Source organism: Salinicola halimionae (genome assembly GCF_003206065.1).
Lineage (GTDB): Bacteria > Pseudomonadota > Gammaproteobacteria > Pseudomonadales > Halomonadaceae > Salinicola > Salinicola halimionae.
The window spans coordinates 149831-170410 of sequence record NZ_PZJQ01000003.1 but is presented as its reverse complement, the minus strand read 5'-3'; the positions used below and the strand labels follow the sequence as shown (position 1 = coordinate 170410).

Genomic DNA, 20580 nt, shown 5'->3' with positions numbered 1-20580 from the left:
ATGCGGGCAGACGATACGCCGGTTGGTGCGTCGACGCTGCTGATCGTGGGGCTCGGCATGATTGGTGGCTCGCTGGCCGCCGCGCTCAAGGTCAATGGCTATCGTGGGCGGATCCTGGCATGCGACCCGAATGCCGACGAGATCGCGACCGGGCTCGAGATGGGATTGATCGACGACGGCGGCCGTGAGCTGGCGCCGCTAGTCGCCCAGAGTGATCTCGTCGTGCTGGCGGTGCCGGTGTTGGCCATGAATCAGGTTTTCGCGCAATTGGTGCCGCTGATCGGCGAGCGCATCCTGACAGATGTCGGCAGCACAAAGCGTAGGGTGTGCGATGCAGCGCGGGAAGCCTTTGGCTATCTGCCGCCGCATTTCGTGCCCGGCCACCCGATCGCCGGCTCCGAAAAGAGCGGTGTGGCCGCGGCCAACCCCGAGCTCTACCGTCATCACAAGGTCATTCTGACGCCGGAAGCTGTCACTTCGCCTAACGCCGTAGATGCAGTGCGTGCGTTGTGGCAGCGCTGCGGCGCCGAAGTGCTGGAGATGCCGGTCGACCGGCATGATCAAGTGCTGGCGCGTACCAGCCACCTGCCGCATCTGCTGGCATTCTCGCTGGTGGATACCCTGGCACGGCAAGACGAGCGCCTGGATATCTTTCGCTACGCGGCCGGCGGGTTTCGCGACTTCACCCGGATCGCCGGCAGCGATCCGGTCATGTGGCGCGATATCTTCACGGCCAATCGCGGCGCATTGCTGGCGGCGCTGGACGATTTCGAGACCGGGCTCGCCCGGCTGCGGACGGCGGTAGAGCAGGGCGATAGCGACGCCATGCTGGGCACGTTCGATCGCGCCAGCCATGCAAGACACTATTTTGAAACGCTGTTGAATCAGACGAGTTATCAGACCATGGAAGCACGACAGGTTCAGTACCGGGTGTCGCCCGGCGGTTCGGTCAGCGGCCGAATTCGCGTTCCCGGCGACAAGTCCATTTCTCATCGCTCGATCATGCTCGGGGCGCTGGCCAACGGTATTACCGAGGTCAAGGGCTTCCTCGAGGGCGAGGATAGTCTGGCGACGCTGCAGGCGTTCCGTGACATGGGCGTGGCGATCGAAGGCCCGCATCAGGGTCGAGTGACCATCCATGGCGTGGGCCTGCATGGGCTGAAGAAGCCGGCCGGGCCGATCTACGTGGGCAACTCGGGTACTGCCATGCGTCTGTTTACCGGTCTTCTTGCCGGACAGGCCTTCGACACCGAGTTGACCGGCGATGCCTCGCTGACCAAGCGGCCGATGGCACGGGTCGCCGATCCGCTGCGGCTGATGGGCGCTAAAATCGATACAGCGGAAGGCGGACGCCCGCCGCTGAAGATTCATGGCGGTCAGCCGCTGAAAGGCATCGACTACGACATGCCGATGGCCAGCGCCCAGGTCAAATCCTGCCTGCTGCTGGCCGGTCTCTATGCCGAGGGCGAGACACGCGTTCGCGAACCGGCACCGACCCGTGATCATACCGAGCGTATGCTCAATGGCTTCGGCTATCCGGTGGCCCGCGACGGTGATCTGGCGACGTTGCAGGGTGGCGGCGAGCTGACCAGTGCGCCGATCGATGTACCTTCCGATATTTCGTCTGCCACTTTCTTTCTGGTGGCGGCGGCCATCACGCCGGGGTCGGATCTGGTGCTCGAACATGTCGGCGTCAACCCGACCCGTATCGGCGTGATCAATATTCTCAAGGCGATGGGCGCCGACCTGCACCTGGACAACCCGCGTGAAGTCGGCGGCGAGCCGGTCGCTGATCTGCACATCCGCTATGCACCATTGAGAGGGATCGAAATTCCCGTTGATCAGGTGCCGCTGGCGATCGACGAGTTCCCGGCGCTGTTCGTCGCCGCGGCCAATGCCGAAGGCACGACCCGTCTGCGCGGTGCCGAGGAGCTTCGCGTCAAGGAGTCCGACCGCATTCAGGCGATGGCGGATGGCTTGGAGATTCTGGGCGTCGAGGCGACGGTCTATGACGACGGTATCGATGTCGTCGGCAAGGGCGGTGAACGGCCTAACTATTCGGGTGGACAGGTCGACAGTCTGGGCGATCATCGTATCGCCATGGCCTTCGCCATTGCCGCGCTACGAGCCGACGGACCGATCACTATCGACGACTGTGCCAATGTGGCGACTTCTTTCCCGGGGTTCGTCACGCTGGCGAACAAGGTCGGGCTCGAACTGACGGAGGCCTCGATATGATGCAGTCAGCGCCAATCGTGACCATCGATGGGCCGGGTGGCGCCGGGAAGGGCACCATCAGTCGAATGATCGCCGAACACATGGGCTGGCACCTGTTGGATTCCGGGGCACTCTACCGGTTGACCGCGTTGTCGGCGTTGCGCAAGGGCGTTGCGGTCGATGATGCCCAGGCGCTCTCCGACCAGGCCCAGAGTCTGAACGTGGTGTTCGCGGTCGAGAATGGGGCAATGCAGATTCTGCTGGAAGGCGACGACGTGACCCAGGCGATTCGCAGCGAGGGAGTCGGTAACGCGGCTTCCCAGGTCGCGGCGCTACCGCCGGTACGCGAAGCGTTGCTCCAGCGTCAGCGTGATTTCCGCCAGGCGCCCGGCCTGGTGGCTGACGGTCGCGACATGGGGACGGTGGTATTTCCCGATGCATCCCTTAAGATCTATCTTACCGCCTCCGCCGAAGAGCGGGCGCGGCGGCGCCTGCTCCAATTGCAGCAGGCAGGGGAAGATGCTAGACTCTCGACCCTTTTGAAAGAAATACAAGCGCGCGATGCGCGTGATATGCAACGCGCCGTGGCTCCGCTCAAACCCGCCGAAGATGCGGTAGAGCTGGACACGACGCAGTTGGATATACCGGAAGTCGTGGAGCGTATCGAGACGCTACTCGCCGAACGAAACTTGGTTTAACGCCGATAATATCGGCCATGACTAGGCTCGAACGGCAACAGCTGACGACGCACTTCCGTTCCGGGGCCCCTGGCAAGATGTCATGACGTGCGACGATCCGACTGGCAAGTCGTTGCAGGTCGAACCAGCGCTAACATCCCCAGGGATATGTCGATAAGGCCCGTGCTCGCTGGTGGTACGGAGGAAGACGGTTTGACCGTCATCAACGTTGATCACGTAGGAATCACATGAGCGAAAGCTTTGCTGAGTTATTTGAACAGTCTCTCCAGGACATCAATATGGAACCCGGTGCCATTGTCATGGCGACCGTGGTTGACATCGAAGGCGACTGGATCACTGTTAACGCTGGCCTGAAGTCCGAGGGGCAGATCCCCGTGGCGCAGTTCCGCGACGACAATGGCGAAATGACCATTGCGGTCGGTGACGAAGTCAAGGTCGCGCTGGAAGCCGTCGAAGATGGCTTCGGTGAGACCCGCCTGTCACGCGAGAAGGCCAAGCGTGCCGAAGCGTGGAAAGAGCTGGAAGCGGCCTTCGAGAAGGACGAGATCGTCAAGGGCGTGATCAACGGCAAGGTCAAGGGTGGCTTCACCGTCGATGTAGCCTCCATCCGTGCCTTCCTGCCGGGTTCACTGGTCGACGTGCGTCCGGTTCGCGATACCGCGCACCTCGAGCACAAAGAGCTGGACTTCAAGGTCATCAAGCTCGATCCGAAACGCAACAACGTTGTCGTTTCCCGCCGTGCCGTTCTCGAAGCCGAGAACAGTGCCGAGCGTGAAGCGCTGCTCGCCACTTTGCAGGAAGGCCAGCAGATCAACGGTATCGTCAAGAACCTGACCGACTACGGCGCTTTCGTCGACCTCGGCGGCGTCGATGGCTTGCTGCACATCACCGACATGGCCTGGAAGCGTATCAAGCATCCGAGCGAAATCGTTGCTGTTGGCGACGAGATCAATGTCAAGGTACTCAAGTTCGATCGTGAGCGTAACCGCGTTTCTCTAGGCCTGAAGCAGCTGGGCGAAGATCCGTGGGTCAACATCGTCGACCGTTATCCGGAAGGCATGAAGGTCAACGCTCGCGTCACCAATCTGACCGACTACGGCTGCTTTGCCGAGTTGGAAGAGGGTGTCGAAGGTCTGGTCCACGTTTCCGAAATGGACTGGACCAACAAGAATATCCATCCGTCCAAGGTGGTTCAGGTCGGTGACGAAGTCGAAGTCATGATTCTCGACATCGACGAAGAGCGTCGTCGTATTTCCCTGGGTATCAAGCAGTGCACCACCAACCCGTGGGAAGACTTCAGCGGCCGCTATAACAAGGGCGATAAGGTTGCCGGCACCATCAAGTCAATTACTGACTTCGGCATCTTCATCGGTCTGGAAGGCGGTATCGACGGTCTGGTTCATCTCTCCGACATCTCCTGGAGCGAAACCGGCGAAGAAGCGGTTCGTCAGTTCAAGAAGGGCGATGAAGCGGAAGCGGTCATCCTGTCGATCGATCCAGAGCGTGAGCGCATCTCGCTGGGCGTCAAGCAGCTCGATTCCGATCCGGTCTCCGAGTTCCTGGCCGTCAACGACAAGGGCGCGCTCGTCACGGGCCGTATCGTCGAAGTCGATGCCAAGGAAGCCCACGTCGAGCTGGCGACCGATGTCGTAGCCGTACTCAAGGCTTCTGAAATCAGCGCCGACCGTGTCGAAGACGCGCGTAACGTGCTGAACGAAGGCGATAGCGTCGAAGCGAGAATCGTGAGCGTGGATCGCAAGAGCCGCGTCATCAATCTCTCGATCAAAGCGAAAGATCAGGTCGAGCCGCCGCGTCGCGCGCCGGGTAAATCGCGTGATCAGGAAGCCGAGCCTAACGGCCCGACCACCATTGGTGATCTGATCAAGCAACAGATGGGGCAGGACTGATTCTCTGAATTAGACCGCTTCACTGAAAACAGCGCCTCCGGGCGCTGTTTTTTTATGGGTCGTCGTTAGTGGAGCGGCGAAATGGATAAACGGACGAATGAGTGGAACGGTAGAATGTATCACTCAACAGCCACTTGGCAGCCACCTCGACACATCCGTCCATTCGGGCTTCCAGCCGTTGGGCCCGAATGCCACTTGGTCGAGCCGAGGGGCAGGAAAAATCTCAGCGCCCGAACCAGTGGCGAAGACCTCGGTCAGCGACGGTAGCCTGGCTCGTCGGAACTTTCGGTTTTCCCGCAAGATGGCTGATGGCTTGCTCTAGCGGGGCGATGATGGCTTCGAGATGATGTCGACACAGGCGCTGGTCGAGTGCGCCTGGGCACTTCGCCATCAGTAGCCCGCAGTGGTAGATTGCTTGATCCAGAGGGATGTGAATGTCTCGAAACGGCATGGCATTCTGACGGCAGCGCTTGAGTTCGCCGAGTAGCATTTGCAGCGTCTGGGCGTCCAGCCAGCAACGCCGAGTTTCATCGGCTGCCGCGGTTACCGAATTTTCGATGGCCCGGAACGAAACCTGCAGAAAGACGCAGGTATAGTAGAGCTGGGAACGCTCGGTAATCATCGTTGTCATCGCCATTTATAATGAGACTGATTCCCATTCTCTATCTCGGTGACCGCCGTGTCAAAGGCCACCTTCAAGAGGGCGCTTTGCGGTTAACTCTTTAAAGGAGTTTTTCAAGGTGGGATCTCGGCCTCAATCTGGCTGATTGCGGCTCTCCAGCGCATTGAGGACGCCACGCAGGATCGATAGCTCCTTGCGGCTCGGTTCGGCGCGGGTAAACAGCGCCCGTAAATGGGCCTCGGTCTTGGCATGGGGTTGAGTCAGAAATCCCGCGCTATCCAGGGCTCGGTGTAGATGTCCGTAGAAATGTTCCAACTGCTCGACCGTGGGATAGGGCCCATTGGCTCTGGGTACCTGATCTGCCGTTCCCTGTATTCGAGACTGCTGGAATGCTTCGTAGGCGACGATTTGTACCGCCTGGGAGAGATTCAAAACGCCATAGTCGGGATTGGCGGGAATATTCAGCTGATGGGTGCAGTGGCCGATTTCGTCGTTGGTCAGCCCGTAGCGCTCTCGCCCGAAGACAATTGCGACAGGTCCCTCCGGCAGACGCTGCCACAGCTCCGCCGCCATGAGATCCGGCGCGTGGTAACACGGAAGTGGCAAGCTGCGCAAACGAGCGCTGGCACCGATGACCTGGACGCAGTCGCCAATCGCTTCGGCAAGGGATTCGACGACACGACAGTCATCGATGAGATCCGCAGCGCCTGCGGCGAGCCGAGTGGCCTCCTCATCGGGAAACTGGCGAGGCGACACCAGTACGAGATCGCTCAGACCCATGGTCTTCATGGCACGCGCGCTGGCACCGATGTTGCCGGGATGAAAGGTCTGGACGAGAACGATGCGAATGCGATCCAGCATGCGTGGAAAGCTCCTGATGACAAAAGAAGAAGGCGAAGTCTGACATAGATGGAAATCTGGAGGGAGTTAGCTGCGGCAATCATCTCTAAATCGCGCGAGATGCACAGATGCAAACGAGAAGGGGGCGATTGGAAGGTGTAACGATCCGGGAGTAACGAATCGGGTGTAAACGCGGCAAGACTGGTCAAGGTCATCCGCTGCCTGTAAAGACGAGCCCACCGAAATCGGTGGGTTCGTCACTCGCTCCAGTCATCGATGAATCTATCGATCCTGCAGTAAGATTATTGGCTCTCGATAGCGTCCCCGGCAGCGTCGCTCTGTCCCTCGGCGTTGATGTCATCCAGCTCTTCCGAATTGGTAACATCGGTCGCTTCATCGGTTTCGGATTCAACGGCATCGAGTGATTGGTTAGCAGCGTCGCTGTGGCCGCTCTCCTTGTCTGAGCTCTCCTTGCCCGAGGCAGTGACACCGCTGCCTTCAGCGAGAGGTTTATCGTTGGCGTTCTCGGCTTCCTGCATCGCATCGCTCTGCGCGAAGGCGCCACCTGCAAATCCCATCAACATCATGGCGGTCAAGGAGGCAGTGATCAGGTTCTTTCTCATGACAAATTCCTTTTGTGGAGGAGAGCCGCGTCGAGCGTTTCGGTTGAAACAGGTTAACTATAGTTCATGGGATTCATTTGTCCGGAGAATTTGTACTCATCATTTTCGCAGCCTGGTGAGGCCCGGGATCATTGAACTATCGCCACGTCGTCGCCATCTAACCTCAGGCCACCGAGAGAGCGCTGCCTGTCATGCGCCGTCCGGCTCAGGCCGCGAAGAGGAGAATCAGTCCATGAATGCAAGAGACTATCTGGCCAAGCAGGGAATTCCGCTCGACAAGGAGGAGGAAAAGCCTCAGTCGCTCGAGGAAAAAGCTTGGGCTCGTGCTCGCGAAGCTGCCGAACATGGCCCCCGTAGTGGTACTCCGCATGACTGGGAAGATTGGGAGCGCCACCACGAGGAGCTGGCATCCGGGTCGCGCTCGATCCACAGCAAGGTCGGTGATCGAGATCGCACCAAGGCGCGGCGTGATCAATGAGAGGCTGCGTTCGAGGCTAAAGGGCACTATGCTCTACACGGGGTGAAGCAAGAATTTTCAAAGAGTTTCGTCAATTGGCCTTCGAGAGAGGGTTGTCAGACTCCTCGAATCGTCGCAAGGGATTGTCGAATACCAATAACGATGTCGTTCTGAGCAAAGGAGGCTACATGGACATCATTCGCATTATTGTCGCTATCATTCTACCGCCGGTGGGGGTATTCCTGCAGGTGGGTCTAGGGCTGCAATTCTGGATCAATATCGTGCTGACGCTGCTGGGTTATATACCCGGCATCATCCATGCGATCTGGATCATCGCAACGCGTTGAAGTACGGCTTCGATGCGAACACGACGGCTTCCTTCGGGAAGCCGTCGTCGTTTTAGCGCCACGATTGACTCAAGGAATTTTCTGATCTCTCCAAGAATTTTCCGCTAGTCGTCTTCACTGTCGATAGTGGTAGAGAATCCGCTCGTCCTTGTGTGGACCCACGATTCGCCATTCAAGATCCAGTCCCTCCGAGGTCAGCACCAATCTGGCGCTGTAGGCATCTGCCGCGCACTGATGAACCTCGGCGTTGACCAGGCTGTCGTCATCCTCCGGAATCAGATCAAACAGTGCGACGGCCGCTTCGACACCGCGTCGTTCATGGAAGAGTCCGATACGGTCATCAAATAGCTCCCAGCGATAGACGTTACGCATGGGAACGCTGCGACTTCCTCCGGCGACGGTGAAGGTGCCCGACTCGAAAAATCGCACCCGATCGTCATCCTGCGTGATCTCGAGCGTACCTTGACCGTGACCGTTCCAGCCCACGTGTGATGCTTCGCCAGAGCATGCATCGAATTCGAAGCGGGAGAGCTTGGGCAAAAGTCGGCGTAGCCGTATAATGGCCGTCAACTTTTTATCCCTGCAAGGTTGACCATTCATGTCGTATCTCGTTGGTGTCACGGCGTTATGGGCTTTTTCGTTCAGTCTGATCGGCGTCTATCTCTCAGGGCAAGTCGACAGCTATTTTGCCGTCATGACCCGCATCATCCTGGCGACAGTGGTCTTTCTGCCATTCTTGCGACCTGCTGCACTGCGTTGGTCTGTCCGCCTGGGCCTAATGGCGATCGGTAGCGTGCAGCTTGGCGTCATGTATCTCTTCTTCTATCAGTCCTTCCTGCTGCTGAGCGTACCCGAAGTACTGCTGTTTACCATCTTCACGCCGATGTACATCACGCTGATCGATGATTTGCTGGCACGACGCTTTTCGCCGCGATATTTGCTGGTCGCGATGGTGGCCGTGGCAGGAGCCGCGGTCATTCGCTACGACGGCGTGACCAGCGATTACTGGTTGGGTTTTGTGGTCGTGCAGGGGGCTAACCTGAGTTTCGCGTTCGGACAGGTCGGGTACCGCCATCTGGCGCGCAGTTTGCCAACTGGCGTGGCGCATCGCCACCTTTTTGGCTGGTTCTATCTGGGAGCGCTATGTCTCGCGATACCGGCATTCTGGATTCTCGGCGATGCGACGAAACTGCCGTCCACGCCGCTGCAATGGGGCGTGCTGGGCTGGCTAGGCATCGCCGCCTCAGGGTTGGGATATTTCCTCTGGAACAAGGGTGCCTGTCGCGTCGACGCCGGTACCTTGGCCATCATGAACAATGCGCTGATTCCCGCGGGATTGATCGTCAACCTGCTGATCTGGAACCGGGATGCCGATTTGACCCGGTTGTGCATCGGCGCCGCCATTCTCGTGGGTTCGCTGTGGCTCAACGCCCGTTGGGCCAAGCGCGGCGGGGCGGTAGCGGCAGTGCCGGCGGCCAGCCGTCCCTGACCACGAAAATCCGGCAATGGCGTCCGTCCGGCAACATCAGCATCAGATGTCTGGGTGAAACGTGAAGTGAGAAGTGGTCGACGAGCGCGGCACTCAGCTCTGCCAGGGACAGTGGTGCCACCAGGGGCGGGGCGAGCCAGTGGGGTTTGATCAACCAATGGCCGGTAGTCGCCTCGGGGAGCCGCTGAGCCAGGATGGTCCAGCAGCGGTGAGAGCACCATAGGCCCTGCCAGGCGTCCTCATTGGCGAGTGTCGGCAGTACCAGGCGCTTTCGCCAGGGGTGATAGAGAACCCCTGGCATGATGATCCGCTGTCGCAGCGGTCCATCGGCACCGAGACTCTGTCGCTGAAGCTGGGCGGCTGGCGATTGGCCCCTGGGTAACTGATGGAACTGGAGGCGATGGCATTTGATGGCCAGGGAGTCGAAACTGCCGATGCCGATCCAGCGCGCGGCATCCCGTTCGTCGCCGGGGCCGTCGGGTAAACCGAGAAAGAACTTGATGGCCAGTTCGGCATGATAGATCAGCGGCTCCTGCTCGGCTCCGGTCGCCGCCGTGCCAGAATCGGTGCCATACAGCAGATCGAGTTCGCCGAGCGTCTGCCTGTTCTCTCGCAGCGCTACGTTGTGCGCCAGTAACCGGGTGCGAGGCGCGTGATCCAGGATCCATTGCCACAGCGACTCGTGATAGATGCCCAGGCGATGGGAGCGGCGTGCCTGGTGATGGGCCTCGAAACTGGCTGTCCGAAATTCCTGCGCCAGTAGCCAGCGACGTCGTCGTTGCGGCTCAGCGAGGCCGAGCTCTAGCAGCGAGGGGCGACCGGAATAATCGGACGTGGCATCGAGTGTCGCCATATCCGGCGCGTGTAGCAGCCAGGCGATGTCGCGGACCCAGAACTGGCGAAGTGGTGCCAGATCTTCCCGCAACGACGCCTCCATGGCGTGAAAGGCGTCGAGTAGCGGGTCCGATTCCGAGTGAGGGAGCATCAGGGCCCGCTCAGCGCGGTTTGGCCGCAGGACCGATGACTGTCGCACCGGCGGTGACGGTGCGAGTCACCACGGCGCCGGCACCGATTCGCGCATTCTCTCCGATCTCGATGTTGCCCAGAACGGTCGCGCCCGCTCCTAGAAAGGCCCCGCGGCGCACCTTGGGATGACGGTCGCCGTTCAACTTTCCCGCGCTACCCAGTGTTATCCCGTGGAAAAGGGTGACGTCGTCCTCGATCACCACGGTCTCGCCGATGACGATACCGGCGCCGTGATCGACGAAGAGCCCCGACCCCAGGGTCGCGGCGGGGTGGATATCGGCGCTGAATTGAACGGCAACCCGATACTGGATATAGCTGGCAAGGTCGGTCAGGCCTTCCCGCCACCACTGATTCGCGATGCGGTGGCACTGCACGGCCCGGTAACCAGGGAAGAACAGAAGGGGGGTGAATGGCTCGGGGATGGCGGCATCTTCACGCAGCAGGGTGATCAGATCGCGTTCTGCAGCGGTCACGATGGTGGGGGCATCTTTGAGCGTGGTCTCGATTCGTGCAAGCGCGACTTCGTTGGGTAACTCAGGCGTCGTCAGCGTGTCGGCGATGATCCGCGCCAAGGCGGCGGCGAAGTCACTGGCGTCGAAAAGATAGCGCCGGTAAACGGCTGCGAGTAGCGGATCTCTTTGTACCGCCGCTCGCGCGGCGGCAACCAGGATTGGCCATAACGTGCGCGAGGTTGGGGCACACGACGCTGAACTCTCGGCACTGGACCGCTCGGAAGAAGTGCAAGCGTCGCGCTGGATTTGGCTTGCCATGGCGTCGATATCCTGGCTGATTCGGTAATCCCGGTGGTTCATGCCCTTATCCCGGGAGGCGATAGAAACTGAACTCATGCGTTTGCGTTGTCTTGACCAGCGTCGCCATCCAGCCTGGCCCGATGCTGCGATGATGAAAGAACTGCGCGCCATGAGTGATGTCCGGGAGCATGCCGTTGAGCGCGCGGCGAGCCATCTCTCTGGCCGTCGTATATTCCTTGGGTTCGTCGGCTTCATCGGGGCGTCCGTCACACCACCAGGAAAACTGACAGCGCCCGGTCTCCGAACCCTGCTGAACGACGCCACACAGCGTGGAAGGGAAGACCGGATCGCCGAGTCGATTCATGATCACATTGGCGACCGCCTGCATTTCTCGCGAGTCGGTGCCCTTGGCCTCCCAGTAGATCGATCGTGCCAGACAGGTAATCGCATCGTCCAGCGGCGCCTGCCCGCTGGGGTCGACGGCACGCGTGCCCTCGGGCGTTAGTCTTATCGCTGCGGGGGCCGGCGCTATCTCATCCATGTCAACGACGCGCTGCTCGAGTTTTTCGGCCTTCTGCCTGGCGATTTCGGCTTTTGTGGGCGACGGTCCAGCCAGCGCTGAGGTACTGCCTAGCAGCAGACATGTCAGCGCAAGGTAGCTCGTCAGACGCCGGTGTAAACGACTAGACGGCCTGGTCATCGGGGCCGATCGTTTGAATGACCTCGAAACCCTCGAACTTGGGCGGACCTAGATAAAGACCTTCGCGTCGGCTTTGGCCAGCATTGGCATGGGCGGCACGGAAGGCTTCCGAATGCGTCCAATCCTCGAAGTGCTGGCGGCTGCGCCAGACGGTATGAGACGCGTAGAGCACGTGATCTTCTTCCGCGGGGCCACGCAGCATCTGGAATTCGACGAATCCGGGCAGATCTTGAAGGTGCGTTTCTCGCTCCAGCCATATCGTCTCGAATTCCTGGGTGCGTTCAGGATTGACGCGAAAGCGGTTCATGGCGATGAACATGAATTACTCCTGGTTAGGACATCATCCCGGTTAGGACATCGGCTCAACGAAAGGCACCGTTTGAAGACCCTCGCCGCCAGTTTTCAGGCATGACCGGATACATTGCCAGCATCCTGTGGCAAAAGTCGAGTCGGAAAGGCTCAGCCAGCGGCGAGTGAGGCGTTGACGCCACTGGGAGTTAGTGGGCTAATCGAGGCAACAGTTCCCGCTTCCTGGTCATCATCCATGGATATTCCCCACCAGCGCCTAGTCTACTTTCGCGTCACGGTCGAATCCGGCTCGCTGCGCAAGGCCGCGGCGAGACTCGACATAGCGCCATCGGCGGTAAGCCGGCAGATTGCGTTGTTGGAAGCTGCCTTCGAAGCGCCGCTGCTCGAACGCACCTCTAGAGGGATTCGACCGACGCCCGTTGGCGAGATGGCGCTGGATTACTGTCGCCAGCGCGGCAACCTGGACGATGCGTTCATCGGTCGGCTGGAGGCGTATCAGCGGCTCGAGACCGGCACCATCTCGCTGGTCGTTGGCGAAGGGTTCATCAACGATCTGATCGATGCCCCGCTGAAAGCCTTTGCCGAGCGCTATCGAGGCGTCCGCCTGGACATCGAGCAGGGCAGTACCGACGAGATCATCGAATCCGTGGTCGAAGATCGGGCGCATATCGGATTGATGTTCCATGAGCGAGTACACCCGCAGATTCGTTTCTGGGCCTCCAGTGGCCAGCCGCTGCTGGCGATCTGCCCCGTCGATCATTTGCTGGCTCGGGAACCGCAGCCGATCTCGCTGCAACGGCTCAGCGAGACGCCCATGGCACTCTGGAAACCGGGACACGGTGTGCGTCGATTGGTGGATCAGGCCTTCGTGCAGGCGGGGCTCCGGCCGCAGGTGGCCGTGGAGACCAATTCGATGGCCGTGCTGCGTCGCGCCGTGGTGGCGGGAATGGGCATCACGCTGCTGCCTCGCTTTGCCGTTGCTCAGGAACTGGCCGAGGGCTCTGTCGTCGCGTTGGCGGTGGGATCGGCACTGTTTCAGAATTCCCAGGCCCACATGATCACTCGGGTGGGTCGGCGCCAACCTCAAGCGAGTCTCAAGCTGCTGCGTCATCTCGGTTCGTGGATGCAGGCATTCCGCTCGCTGTCAGGCTGACTTGATCGAGATGTTCAGCGCTGCTCGAAACGCAGCAGCGTGCCGAGCACGCCTGGCGCGATATCGGCTTGGGTTTCGCTGTGGCGGTGGTAGTCGATGCCGACAGCTTCCCACTGCATGATAGCGGCATTCAGGTCGCGGCAGGTCAACGTAAGCGCTACGGCCCGTGGTGGCTGCTCTTCCAGATCCCCCAGCGTCGGGAAGGTTTCTGCCAGGGTTCGGCGATCAAGCAGGTGGCAATCACCCTTGTGGGTATGGATGGTCCAGCGAGAGTCGCTACCCCGTACCGAACCGTTGCCATGAATGCGTCTAAAGTATTCGACGTCATAGCCGGGATCGTCGCTGACGTACCAGATATCGGCGATCGAGGTGGCGGTATTGGCATGCGATTCCTGCGTCGGATCGACGCGAAACAGCTCCGGACGCAACTGCTGGCACAGGAACTGGGTCAGAAAGGGGCGTTCCGCATCATGCAGGATGTCCAGTGCCACGCTGACCTCCTCGTCGCGTCCACCTGGGAGGTGTGCCGTGCGTCGGAAGACGATAGGACAGGCTTCGGTAAATCCTCGCGCCGACACCAGCGCATGATCGCGCTGAATGCTGTGGCTATCGAGAGCCACCATGGCGATGCCATCGCCTACCGTCTTCAAACGGGCCTCGATCAGACGGCCGAACTGGAAGCCGTTATCGTCCTGAAAGTCGAGACACTCGGGCCGTCCGATACCGATCAATTCGATGAAATTATTGCTGAAGAACAGCAAATGATTGTCCGTGCCCCACGGATGCTGATGGCGTGAGTTGACGGTGAAACCAAGATCCGTGGCTGCCTGGGCGGCATGATCGAGATTACTGACCGCCAGTAAAGGGTGATCGATACCGAAGCTCATGAGCCGTCCGTCCGATGGTGTCGTTGTCTGCAGTATTGCCTAATATCGAGATTCGAGGGAGATAGGGTACGGGATCGGCCTCGCTTTTTCTCATTCCAGCGCTGCTCTCATTCCAGCGCTGCCATGGCACGGTCGATATCCTCCAGCGTATTGTGCCAATGCGGCGAAATTCTCAACAGCGAGCCGGTCGCCGGCAGGCGAATGTTCAGCGGTTCGGCGGCCGTGTCGCACACCTTGGCCACGATACTGGCCGCATCGAGTTTCTGGCGAGTCTGCAAGGGCGCGGCATCCGGCAGGTGGATCGTGGCGATGCCGCTCTCGGGATGCTGCAGCAGCGGACGAAATCCGCGGTCGCGAGCAAGCTCGTAGACCCGCTCGGTCAGCGTCGTCACGTGTCTCTGCAAATGATCCAGCGTGATCTGCTGGAGTTCGCCGACCGCCGCTGTGAGCGCGATCTGGTTCATGACGGAGACGTCCGAAGCATCGAAGCGTCGTGCTTGAGGAAGATCGATAAAACGTTGAGTTTCCAGATTCAGGCGTAATCCCGCCAGCTCCGGGGCCGGGTTGGGATGCATCATGGCCATTGCCGGCTGACTGACGTAGAGCAGTGCCATTCCACGAGGACCGCGAAGCCATTTACGGGTGGTGGCGACCAGTACGTCGCAGCCGAGTCGACGCACATCGACTTCGACCTGGCCCAGGCCCTGGGCGGCGTCCACGATGAGCGGGCAGTGTGACGGACGGGGCAGGCTCCCCAGTGCCTCGATATCGTAACGGCGACCTTCGATGCTGGTGACCAGCGGCGTCAGGATCGCCGCGACGTCCTCGTCGATCTGATGCGCGATGGCTGCGGGATCGAACTGGCCGTCGGCATCGGTTGCCAGCAGCTCGATGTTGCGTGGCGATTCGCTGCCCAGGCGCCGCAGCAGGACGATATTCGAGGCCCACTCGCCCGGTGCGATCAGTAGGCGCCGGCCGGCGAGATTCAGGCTACCGACCACCTGCGCCATGAGCTGAGACGTACTCGCGCCAAACGCGACCTGAGCTTCGGGGGCTCCGATCATGGTGGCCAGCCGGGTTCTCGTCGTCGGCAGATCCCAGATTGCACTTTCGAGGCGCTGGCGCGGATAGGCCGCCATCTCCGCCTCCAGCCACTCCTTCAGACATGCCGATACCGCCGGGCTTTGCAGACCGACGGAGGCGTTATTGAGATAGCACAAATCGGATGGCAGCACGGGAGGCCCTTTTCCGGGTTCGGGATCTTGCGGTCATGTTAACCGAAGTCGGAAAAGGACATGTCCGCGTCGTGCGGAATTTTTCAGATCGCTACGCCTGGCCGCTGCCGTAACCCATGGCGACGCTGGCTTCGACTCCGGTCTCGACCCACACGCTTTGCGGAATCGTGTATTCCCGCAAACCATCGAGTCCGCTCGAACGGCCAAAGCCGCTGTCGCGAAAGCCGCCGAAGGGCGACATCACGTTGATGGCCTTGTAGCTGTTGATCCAGACGGTGCCGGCACGCAGTTGACCTGCGACACGGTGTGCCCTGGCCGGATCCTGCGTCCACACCGCACCGGCCAGTCCGAAGCGGGTGCTGTTGGCGAGTCGAATCGCATCGGCTTCGTCATCGAACGGCAGGGCGACGACGACCGGGCCGAATACCTCCTCGCAGGCTATCTCCATCGAGGCATCGACATCGGCGATGACCGTGGGCGCGAGATAGTAACCGTCCGCCCCTTCCGGCAAGCCCTCGGGACGGGTACCTCCGGTAATGATGCGAGCACCGGCAGCACGGGCACGTTCGATCATTGCGGTGACGCGTTCGAACTGGCGCGCGTTCTGCAGCGGGCCCATGCGGGTCGCTTCATCCGCCGGCAGGCCGACGGCGATTTCGCTGGCAGCTCGGCCGACGCGTTCGACCACGGCGTCGAAAATGTCGCGCTGGATCAGCAGGCGCGAGCCGGCGACGCAGCTCTGCCCGGCCGCCGCGAAAATCGCGGCCTGGGCGCCGGCCACGACATCGTCGAGCTTGGCATCGTCGAACACGATGTTGGCGGATTTGCCGCCGAGCTCGAGCACGCTGGGCACTAGTCGACGGGCACCGGCTTCCGCAATCAGACGGCCGCTGTCGGGCGAGCCGACGAATACCAGCTTGCTGATGCCGTCATGGCCGGTCAGTGCCGCGCCGGTGGTCGGGCCGAGACCGTTGACGATGTTGATCAGGCCTTGCGGCAGGCCGCCGGATTCGAGCAGGCGAGCAATCACCACCGAGGAGAACGGCGTTAGCTCGGAGGGTTTGAGCACGACACCGTTACCCGCGGCGAGGGCCGGGGCCAGCTGCCAGGCGCAGGTGAACATCGGCGCGTTCCAGGGCGTGATCTGGCCGACGACGCCGAACGGCACGTGGCGCACGTAGTTGAGATGTGAGGTGGGCACCGGAATGACCTCGCCGTGCTGCTTGTCGCACCAGCCGGCGTAGTACTCGAACATTTCGCGGACCTTGCCGACTTCGCCGCGGCAGTCGCGAATCGGCTTGCCAGCGACCACACTCTCGAGCTGGGCCAGATCTTCCTCATGACCTTCCAGTCGGCGGATGGCCGTGTTCATGCGGCGACCCCGTTCGCTGGCGGTCAGTGCCATCCATTCGGTTTGTGCGCGTGAAGCGGCCTCGACGGCTTGGTTCAGCAGTTCGGCACCGGCATCTCGATAGTTGATCAGCTCACCGCCGGTGGCCGGATTCGTCAGCCTGATGGCATCACCCTGACCGGTGACCAGGTCCCCATTGATCCAGTTGGAGCAGGGGGTGTCCCCGGCTTCCAGCGATAAACCGAATTGGGTGAGAAGACGACGCAAGGTTTGCTGAGCCTGACTGTTCAGTTCATTCATGCGGGGGTTCCTTCGTCGCTGGCGGCGGAATGCGCGAAATCCATACCGGCCTGGGCCAGAATCGCCGAGGTGATGTGATTGAAATCGTCGGCATCCGCCGGCTGATCGACGTTGGCGTGCCAGCCAGCGACCACCTGATCCAACAACGCCAGATCGAGGTCGAGACCCTCGGCGGCATCGCGCGCCAGACGCAGGTCCTTACGCATCAAGCCGCTGGTAAATCCGGAATCGAAACGTCCGGACAGGATCCATTCGGGGAAATTGACCTCGCTGATGGCGCTCCGGCCGGAACCGCTGTTGAGGCCGGCCAGGCAGGCCGCCGGATCGACGCCGGCCTTGGCGGCCAGCGTTACCGCCTCCGCAGTCGCGATCAGATGGGTGGCGCAGAGATAGTTGTTGGCCAGCTTGACGACGTGGCCGCTGCCCGGACCGCCCACATGCGTGCGTTTGGCGGACATCGCCTCGAGCATCGGCATGACTCGTTCGATCGTTGTCATGTCGCCGCCCAACAGCATGCCGAGCTTCCCATTCGCTGCTCCCAGCGGGCCGCCGCTGACCGGCGCATCCAACCATTCGAGGCCGGCATCGATCACCTTGGCCGCCAGTTCGCGGCTCACCACCGGATCGCTGGTGGAGGTATCGACGATCACGCTGCCCTTGGGCGCCAGGGTGAGCAGACCTGGGGACGTCTCGATGACTTCACGCACGTGATCGGAGGTCGGCAGTGACAACAGATAAACGTCGCTGGCCGGAATCGCGTCGGGCGTGACGGTGTCGAGACCCTGATTGCCCAGGCGCTGTCGGGCGGCTTCGAAAACGTCGCTGCCGGTGATATCGAAACCGGCGCGCTTTAGCGTCAGCGCCATGTTTCCGCCCATCTGGCCAAGACCGATGACGGTGATTTTCATGGAGTTCTCCTGGCTTGGTCTTGAAATTAAGCGTTCTGGTCGGAGCGTCGTTTCAGTTGTTCAGCAGTTCCCTTACCAGCGTCTGCCAGTAGGCAACGCCGAGGGGAGCGATGGCATCGTTGAAGTCATAGGCCGGGTTGTGCAGCGCGGCGCTATCGCCGTTGCCCAGCCAGATATAAGCGCCGGGGCATTGATTCAGCATGAAGGCGAAATCCTCCGATCCCATGCTGGGCGCCATGTCGCGGTGGACCTTGACGATACCGGGGAGCGTATCGAGGACTTCGGCGCAACGTGCTGCGTGTTCAGGATTGTTGATCGTTGCCGGATAGCGCGCCTGGTAGTCGAACTCGGCCTTGAGGCCGTGGAACTGTGCGGTGGCATCGATGGCATCACGAAAGCGCTGCTCCAGCCTGGCCTTGAGCGTCGCATCGAAGCAGCGCACTGTGCCGCGCAATTCGGCCGTCTCGGGGATGACGTTGTAGGCGTCACCGGCGTGAAACTGAGTAACACTCAGCACGGCAGATTGATGTGGCGGGGTCTCCCTGCTGATCAGCCCCTGCAATTGATTGGCCAGCTGGCAGGCGGCAAGCACCACGTCCGTGCCCAGATGCGGCATCGCGGCGTGGCAGCCACGCCCCGTCAGGCGCAGGGTGAAAACATCGAACGCCGCCATCACCGCACCATCGTGGACGGCAGCTTCGCCCACGGCGAGCCCCGGCCAGTTGTGCAGACCGTAGACCGCCGCCATCGGGAAGCGCTCGAACAATCCCTCTTCGACCATCACGCGGCCGCCACCCTCGCTCTCTTCGGCGGGCTGAAAGATGCAGTGCACCTGCCCTGCGAAGTCCGGGTTTCCTGCCAGCGCGCAGGCCGCGCCGAGCAGCATGGTGGTATGGCCGTCGTGGCCGCAGGCATGCATGCGGCCCGGTATCGTCGAGCGATAGTCGACGTCGTTGAGCTCCTCGATCGGTAGTGCATCGATATCGGCGCGCAAGCCGATGGCACGGCCCGGTCCTCGGTTACCCTCGATGGTGACAACGATACCGGTACCACCGCCAAGACCGGTGACCGGATCGAGGCCGTGCTCACGCAGAATCTCGACGATGCGCTGGCTGGTGCGGGTCTCTTCGAACGCGATCTCGGGGTGCCGATGGAAGTCGTGTCTCCACTCGGTCAACGTTTCAGGATCGGGATAGGAAGCGGGTTGGTTCATGATGTCCTCCGACAATGGTTCATGATCGGCTCGAATCATCGAGAGGCGCCCCGACATGGAGTGGAATACGCCGAGCGCGCCGCCGAGTGAAAAGACGTTTAGTGCAGCTCTTGATTCATAGCAGCACCTGAGCCACGACGGCCGAACCCACGTAGGTTCCGGTGAACACCAGCAGCGAGATGATGATCAGTTTCCAGCCGGTCCGGCGGAACATGCTGAACTCGCGGCGACTGAGTGCCAGGCCAGCGTAAGCCAGCACCGGCGTGACGATGGCGAGGAAGTTGACCGCGGCGAGCTGATCGACGATCCAGCCGCTGTCCGGGAAGAACGGCAACGTCATGAGGATACTGACCAGTGACACCCAGGCGACGCCGGGCAGATAGAACGGCGCCAATCGGGTGATGACCAGGCCGATCATGGTCATGACGTAAAGAATGATCATGCCCGGCAGGGCATCGATCAGCGAGGCGCCATTGATGGTATTGGCGATCCAGCCGACGGCGCAGGCCATTGCCAGCACCGCGGCGGTCTTGCCGAGATTCGTTTCGGGGCGTTCTTCGGCGGCCAGGTCGTCGTTTTCACCCTGACTGCCACCATCGGTTGCCGTATCATCCGCCATGCTATCGGCGCGGCTGCGCCCGCCCAGGCGGCGATAAAGCCATTCCGCGACGGGCAGCGCGATGAACAGTGACACGTAAAGCCCCGTGGCATAGGTCAGCAGGTTGCTGGCGCCGGCGAAGGCAAGCAGATCATCGGCGAGATCGGGCAGCGCCCCGGCAAGGGCTCCGGAGCAGGCCGCAACCATGCTGCCGCTGCCGACACCGCAGGCCATCGCCAGCGCGCGCGGATCAAACCAGTCCAGCGAGGCCAGGTAGCCGGCCATCAGCGCGAACCACAGCGTGCCGAACATGGTGCCGACGACATACACGCCCATCACACCGATTCCTTCCGGCCCCTTAAGACCGTACTTGTCGGAGATGATCGCGATATTGGGTTCGCGGGCGATCGAGTAGGTCGCACCGATCGCCTCCCGGCCCATTTTTAGCACCAGCACCGCAACCGGTAGCGCCACCAGCATGGTGCCGAGGTTACCCAGTTCCTGCAGGATCAGCGCCGGGCCGGCGCTGATGAGCTGGTCGATGGCTGGGCCGATGGTCGAGCCGAAGCGCGCGATGAAGGGCATGATCGAAATCAGGATCAGCGGGGTAGCCGCCTGGCTGACGCTTTCCGGCAGGAATCGCTTCGTTCCCGCAAACAGATGGGGGTTGAGTAGTACACCGAGGATAAAGGCATAGAACAACGGCAACAGCAGCAGGGCGCCGGGCCCCAGCGGGATCTTGAGAATGCCGATCCATTCGCTGAACAGCGAGAGTACGACGACCAGCAGGTGCAGGCGCCAGTTGAGCAGTTGGGAGAGGGACATCGGTCGCGACCTCTTTATTGTTGGTGGAGAGGTGATTGACCGAGTATCGAGAGAGAGCGTGATCGAATGAAAGGCGCGAGGTGTTCTGTTTATTGGATGGCCTGACGCAAAACGGGGCGGGCC

At 61.0% G+C, this 20580-nt stretch carries 21 protein-coding genes; 7 read left to right on the top strand and 14 right to left on the bottom strand.

From position 1 onward, the window contains the following. From DOM27_RS05560 to rpsA, 3 genes are all read left to right on the top strand, one after another. Entirely contained in the window at positions 1-2238 is a 2238-nt protein-coding gene (locus DOM27_RS05560) for a bifunctional prephenate dehydrogenase/3-phosphoshikimate 1-carboxyvinyltransferase (protein WP_110655077.1), read from the top strand. Next, positions 2235-2915, top strand: coding sequence for a (d)CMP kinase (cmk, locus tag DOM27_RS05555; RefSeq protein ID WP_110655076.1), 681 nt, complete (start codon positions 2235-2237; stop codon positions 2913-2915). Before DOM27_RS05560 ends, cmk begins: the two co-directional genes overlap by 4 nt. 227 nt (positions 2916-3142) lie before the next feature. After that, positions 3143-4822 (top strand): 30S ribosomal protein S1, encoded by a 1680-nt coding sequence (gene rpsA / locus DOM27_RS05550; protein ID WP_110655075.1) that lies wholly within the window; start codon positions 3143-3145, stop codon positions 4820-4822. 223 nt (positions 4823-5045) lie between these two features. Here rpsA and DOM27_RS05545 read toward each other — a convergent pair whose 3' ends face one another. The 3 genes from DOM27_RS05545 to DOM27_RS05535 form a co-directional block, all read right to left on the bottom strand. After that, positions 5046-5459: a hypothetical protein gene (locus tag DOM27_RS05545; RefSeq protein WP_245392602.1), complete on the bottom strand. Its 414-nt coding sequence runs from the start codon at positions 5457-5459 to the stop codon at positions 5046-5048. A gap of 117 nt (positions 5460-5576) precedes the next feature. Then, entirely contained in the window at positions 5577-6305 is a 729-nt protein-coding gene (locus DOM27_RS05540) for an RNA methyltransferase (RefSeq protein ID WP_110655074.1), read from the bottom strand. 281 nt (positions 6306-6586) lie between these two features. Continuing rightward, positions 6587-6907 (bottom strand): hypothetical protein, encoded by a 321-nt coding sequence (locus DOM27_RS05535; protein WP_110655073.1) that lies wholly within the window; start codon positions 6905-6907, stop codon positions 6587-6589. A gap of 232 nt (positions 6908-7139) precedes the next feature. Between DOM27_RS05535 and DOM27_RS05530 the strand changes: the two genes are divergently transcribed. Continuing rightward, positions 7140-7385 carry a hypothetical protein gene (locus tag DOM27_RS05530; RefSeq protein WP_110655072.1) on the top strand — a complete coding sequence of 82 codons (246 nt, stop codon included), beginning with the start codon at positions 7140-7142 and terminating at the stop codon, positions 7383-7385. 167 nt (positions 7386-7552) lie between these two features. Then, positions 7553-7711 (top strand): YqaE/Pmp3 family membrane protein, encoded by a 159-nt coding sequence (locus DOM27_RS05525; protein WP_110655071.1) that lies wholly within the window; start codon positions 7553-7555, stop codon positions 7709-7711. A 114-nt stretch (positions 7712-7825) separates the two neighbouring features. Here the strand turns inward: DOM27_RS05525 and DOM27_RS05520 are convergent, their stop codons facing one another. Then, positions 7826-8281 carry a DUF6314 family protein gene (locus DOM27_RS05520; protein WP_157956722.1) on the bottom strand — a complete coding sequence of 152 codons (456 nt, stop codon included), beginning with the start codon at positions 8279-8281 and terminating at the stop codon, positions 7826-7828. Between the two features lie 28 nt (positions 8282-8309). On the opposite strand from DOM27_RS05520, the gene DOM27_RS05515 reads away from it, so the two are divergent. Further along, the gene (locus tag DOM27_RS05515; RefSeq protein ID WP_110655069.1) at positions 8310-9200 is read left to right on the top strand and encodes a carboxylate/amino acid/amine transporter; all 891 of its coding nucleotides are present in this window, start codon (positions 8310-8312) and stop codon (positions 9198-9200) included. Here the strand turns inward: DOM27_RS05515 and DOM27_RS05510 are convergent. From DOM27_RS05510 to hmuQ, 4 genes are all read right to left on the bottom strand, one after another. Beyond that, complete coding sequence (locus DOM27_RS05510) at positions 9136-10185, bottom strand: DUF1853 family protein (protein ID WP_110655068.1); 1050 nt, start codon at positions 10183-10185, stop codon at positions 9136-9138. The genes DOM27_RS05515 and DOM27_RS05510 overlap by 65 nt on opposite strands. A gap of 10 nt (positions 10186-10195) precedes the next feature. Beyond that, a complete protein-coding gene (epsC, locus tag DOM27_RS05505) occupies positions 10196-11074 on the bottom strand; it encodes a serine O-acetyltransferase EpsC (protein WP_188113689.1) in 879 nt (292 codons plus the stop codon). Further along, positions 11043-11519 (bottom strand): cell wall hydrolase, encoded by a 477-nt coding sequence (locus tag DOM27_RS05500; RefSeq protein WP_245392601.1) that lies wholly within the window; start codon positions 11517-11519, stop codon positions 11043-11045. Before DOM27_RS05500 ends, epsC begins: the two co-directional genes overlap by 32 nt. Before the next feature lie 142 nt (positions 11520-11661). Next, positions 11662-11997: a heme-degrading protein HmuQ gene (hmuQ, locus tag DOM27_RS05495; RefSeq protein WP_110655065.1), complete on the bottom strand. Its 336-nt coding sequence runs from the start codon at positions 11995-11997 to the stop codon at positions 11662-11664. Positions 11998-12222: 225 nt separating this feature from the next. On the opposite strand from hmuQ, the gene DOM27_RS05490 reads away from it, so the two are divergent. Further along, positions 12223-13140 carry a LysR family transcriptional regulator gene (locus tag DOM27_RS05490; protein WP_110655064.1) on the top strand — a complete coding sequence of 306 codons (918 nt, stop codon included), beginning with the start codon at positions 12223-12225 and terminating at the stop codon, positions 13138-13140. Positions 13141-13154: 14 nt separating this feature from the next. Here the strand turns inward: DOM27_RS05490 and DOM27_RS05485 are convergent, their stop codons facing one another. The 6 genes from DOM27_RS05485 to DOM27_RS05460 form a co-directional block, all read right to left on the bottom strand. Then, a complete protein-coding gene (locus DOM27_RS05485; RefSeq protein ID WP_110655063.1) occupies positions 13155-14027 on the bottom strand; it encodes a VOC family protein in 873 nt (290 codons plus the stop codon). Positions 14028-14134: 107 nt separating this feature from the next. Next, complete coding sequence (locus tag DOM27_RS05480) at positions 14135-15262, bottom strand: aminotransferase class V-fold PLP-dependent enzyme (RefSeq protein ID WP_110655062.1); 1128 nt, start codon at positions 15260-15262, stop codon at positions 14135-14137. A 91-nt stretch (positions 15263-15353) separates the two neighbouring features. Next, complete coding sequence (locus DOM27_RS05475; RefSeq protein WP_110655061.1) at positions 15354-16913, bottom strand: aldehyde dehydrogenase family protein; 1560 nt, start codon at positions 16911-16913, stop codon at positions 15354-15356. Then, positions 16910-17821, bottom strand: coding sequence for an NAD(P)-dependent oxidoreductase (locus DOM27_RS05470; protein ID WP_110655060.1), 912 nt, complete (start codon positions 17819-17821; stop codon positions 16910-16912). The genes DOM27_RS05475 and DOM27_RS05470 overlap by 4 nt, the downstream gene beginning before the upstream one ends. 52 nt (positions 17822-17873) lie before the next feature. Further along, positions 17874-19034, bottom strand: a complete 1161-nt coding sequence (locus tag DOM27_RS05465; RefSeq protein WP_110655161.1) for a M20 aminoacylase family protein — start codon at positions 19032-19034, stop codon at positions 17874-17876. A 115-nt stretch (positions 19035-19149) separates the two neighbouring features. Further along, positions 19150-20457: a DUF3100 domain-containing protein gene (locus DOM27_RS05460; RefSeq protein WP_110655059.1), complete on the bottom strand. Its 1308-nt coding sequence runs from the start codon at positions 20455-20457 to the stop codon at positions 19150-19152. Between the last annotated feature and the right edge of the window lie 123 nt (positions 20458-20580).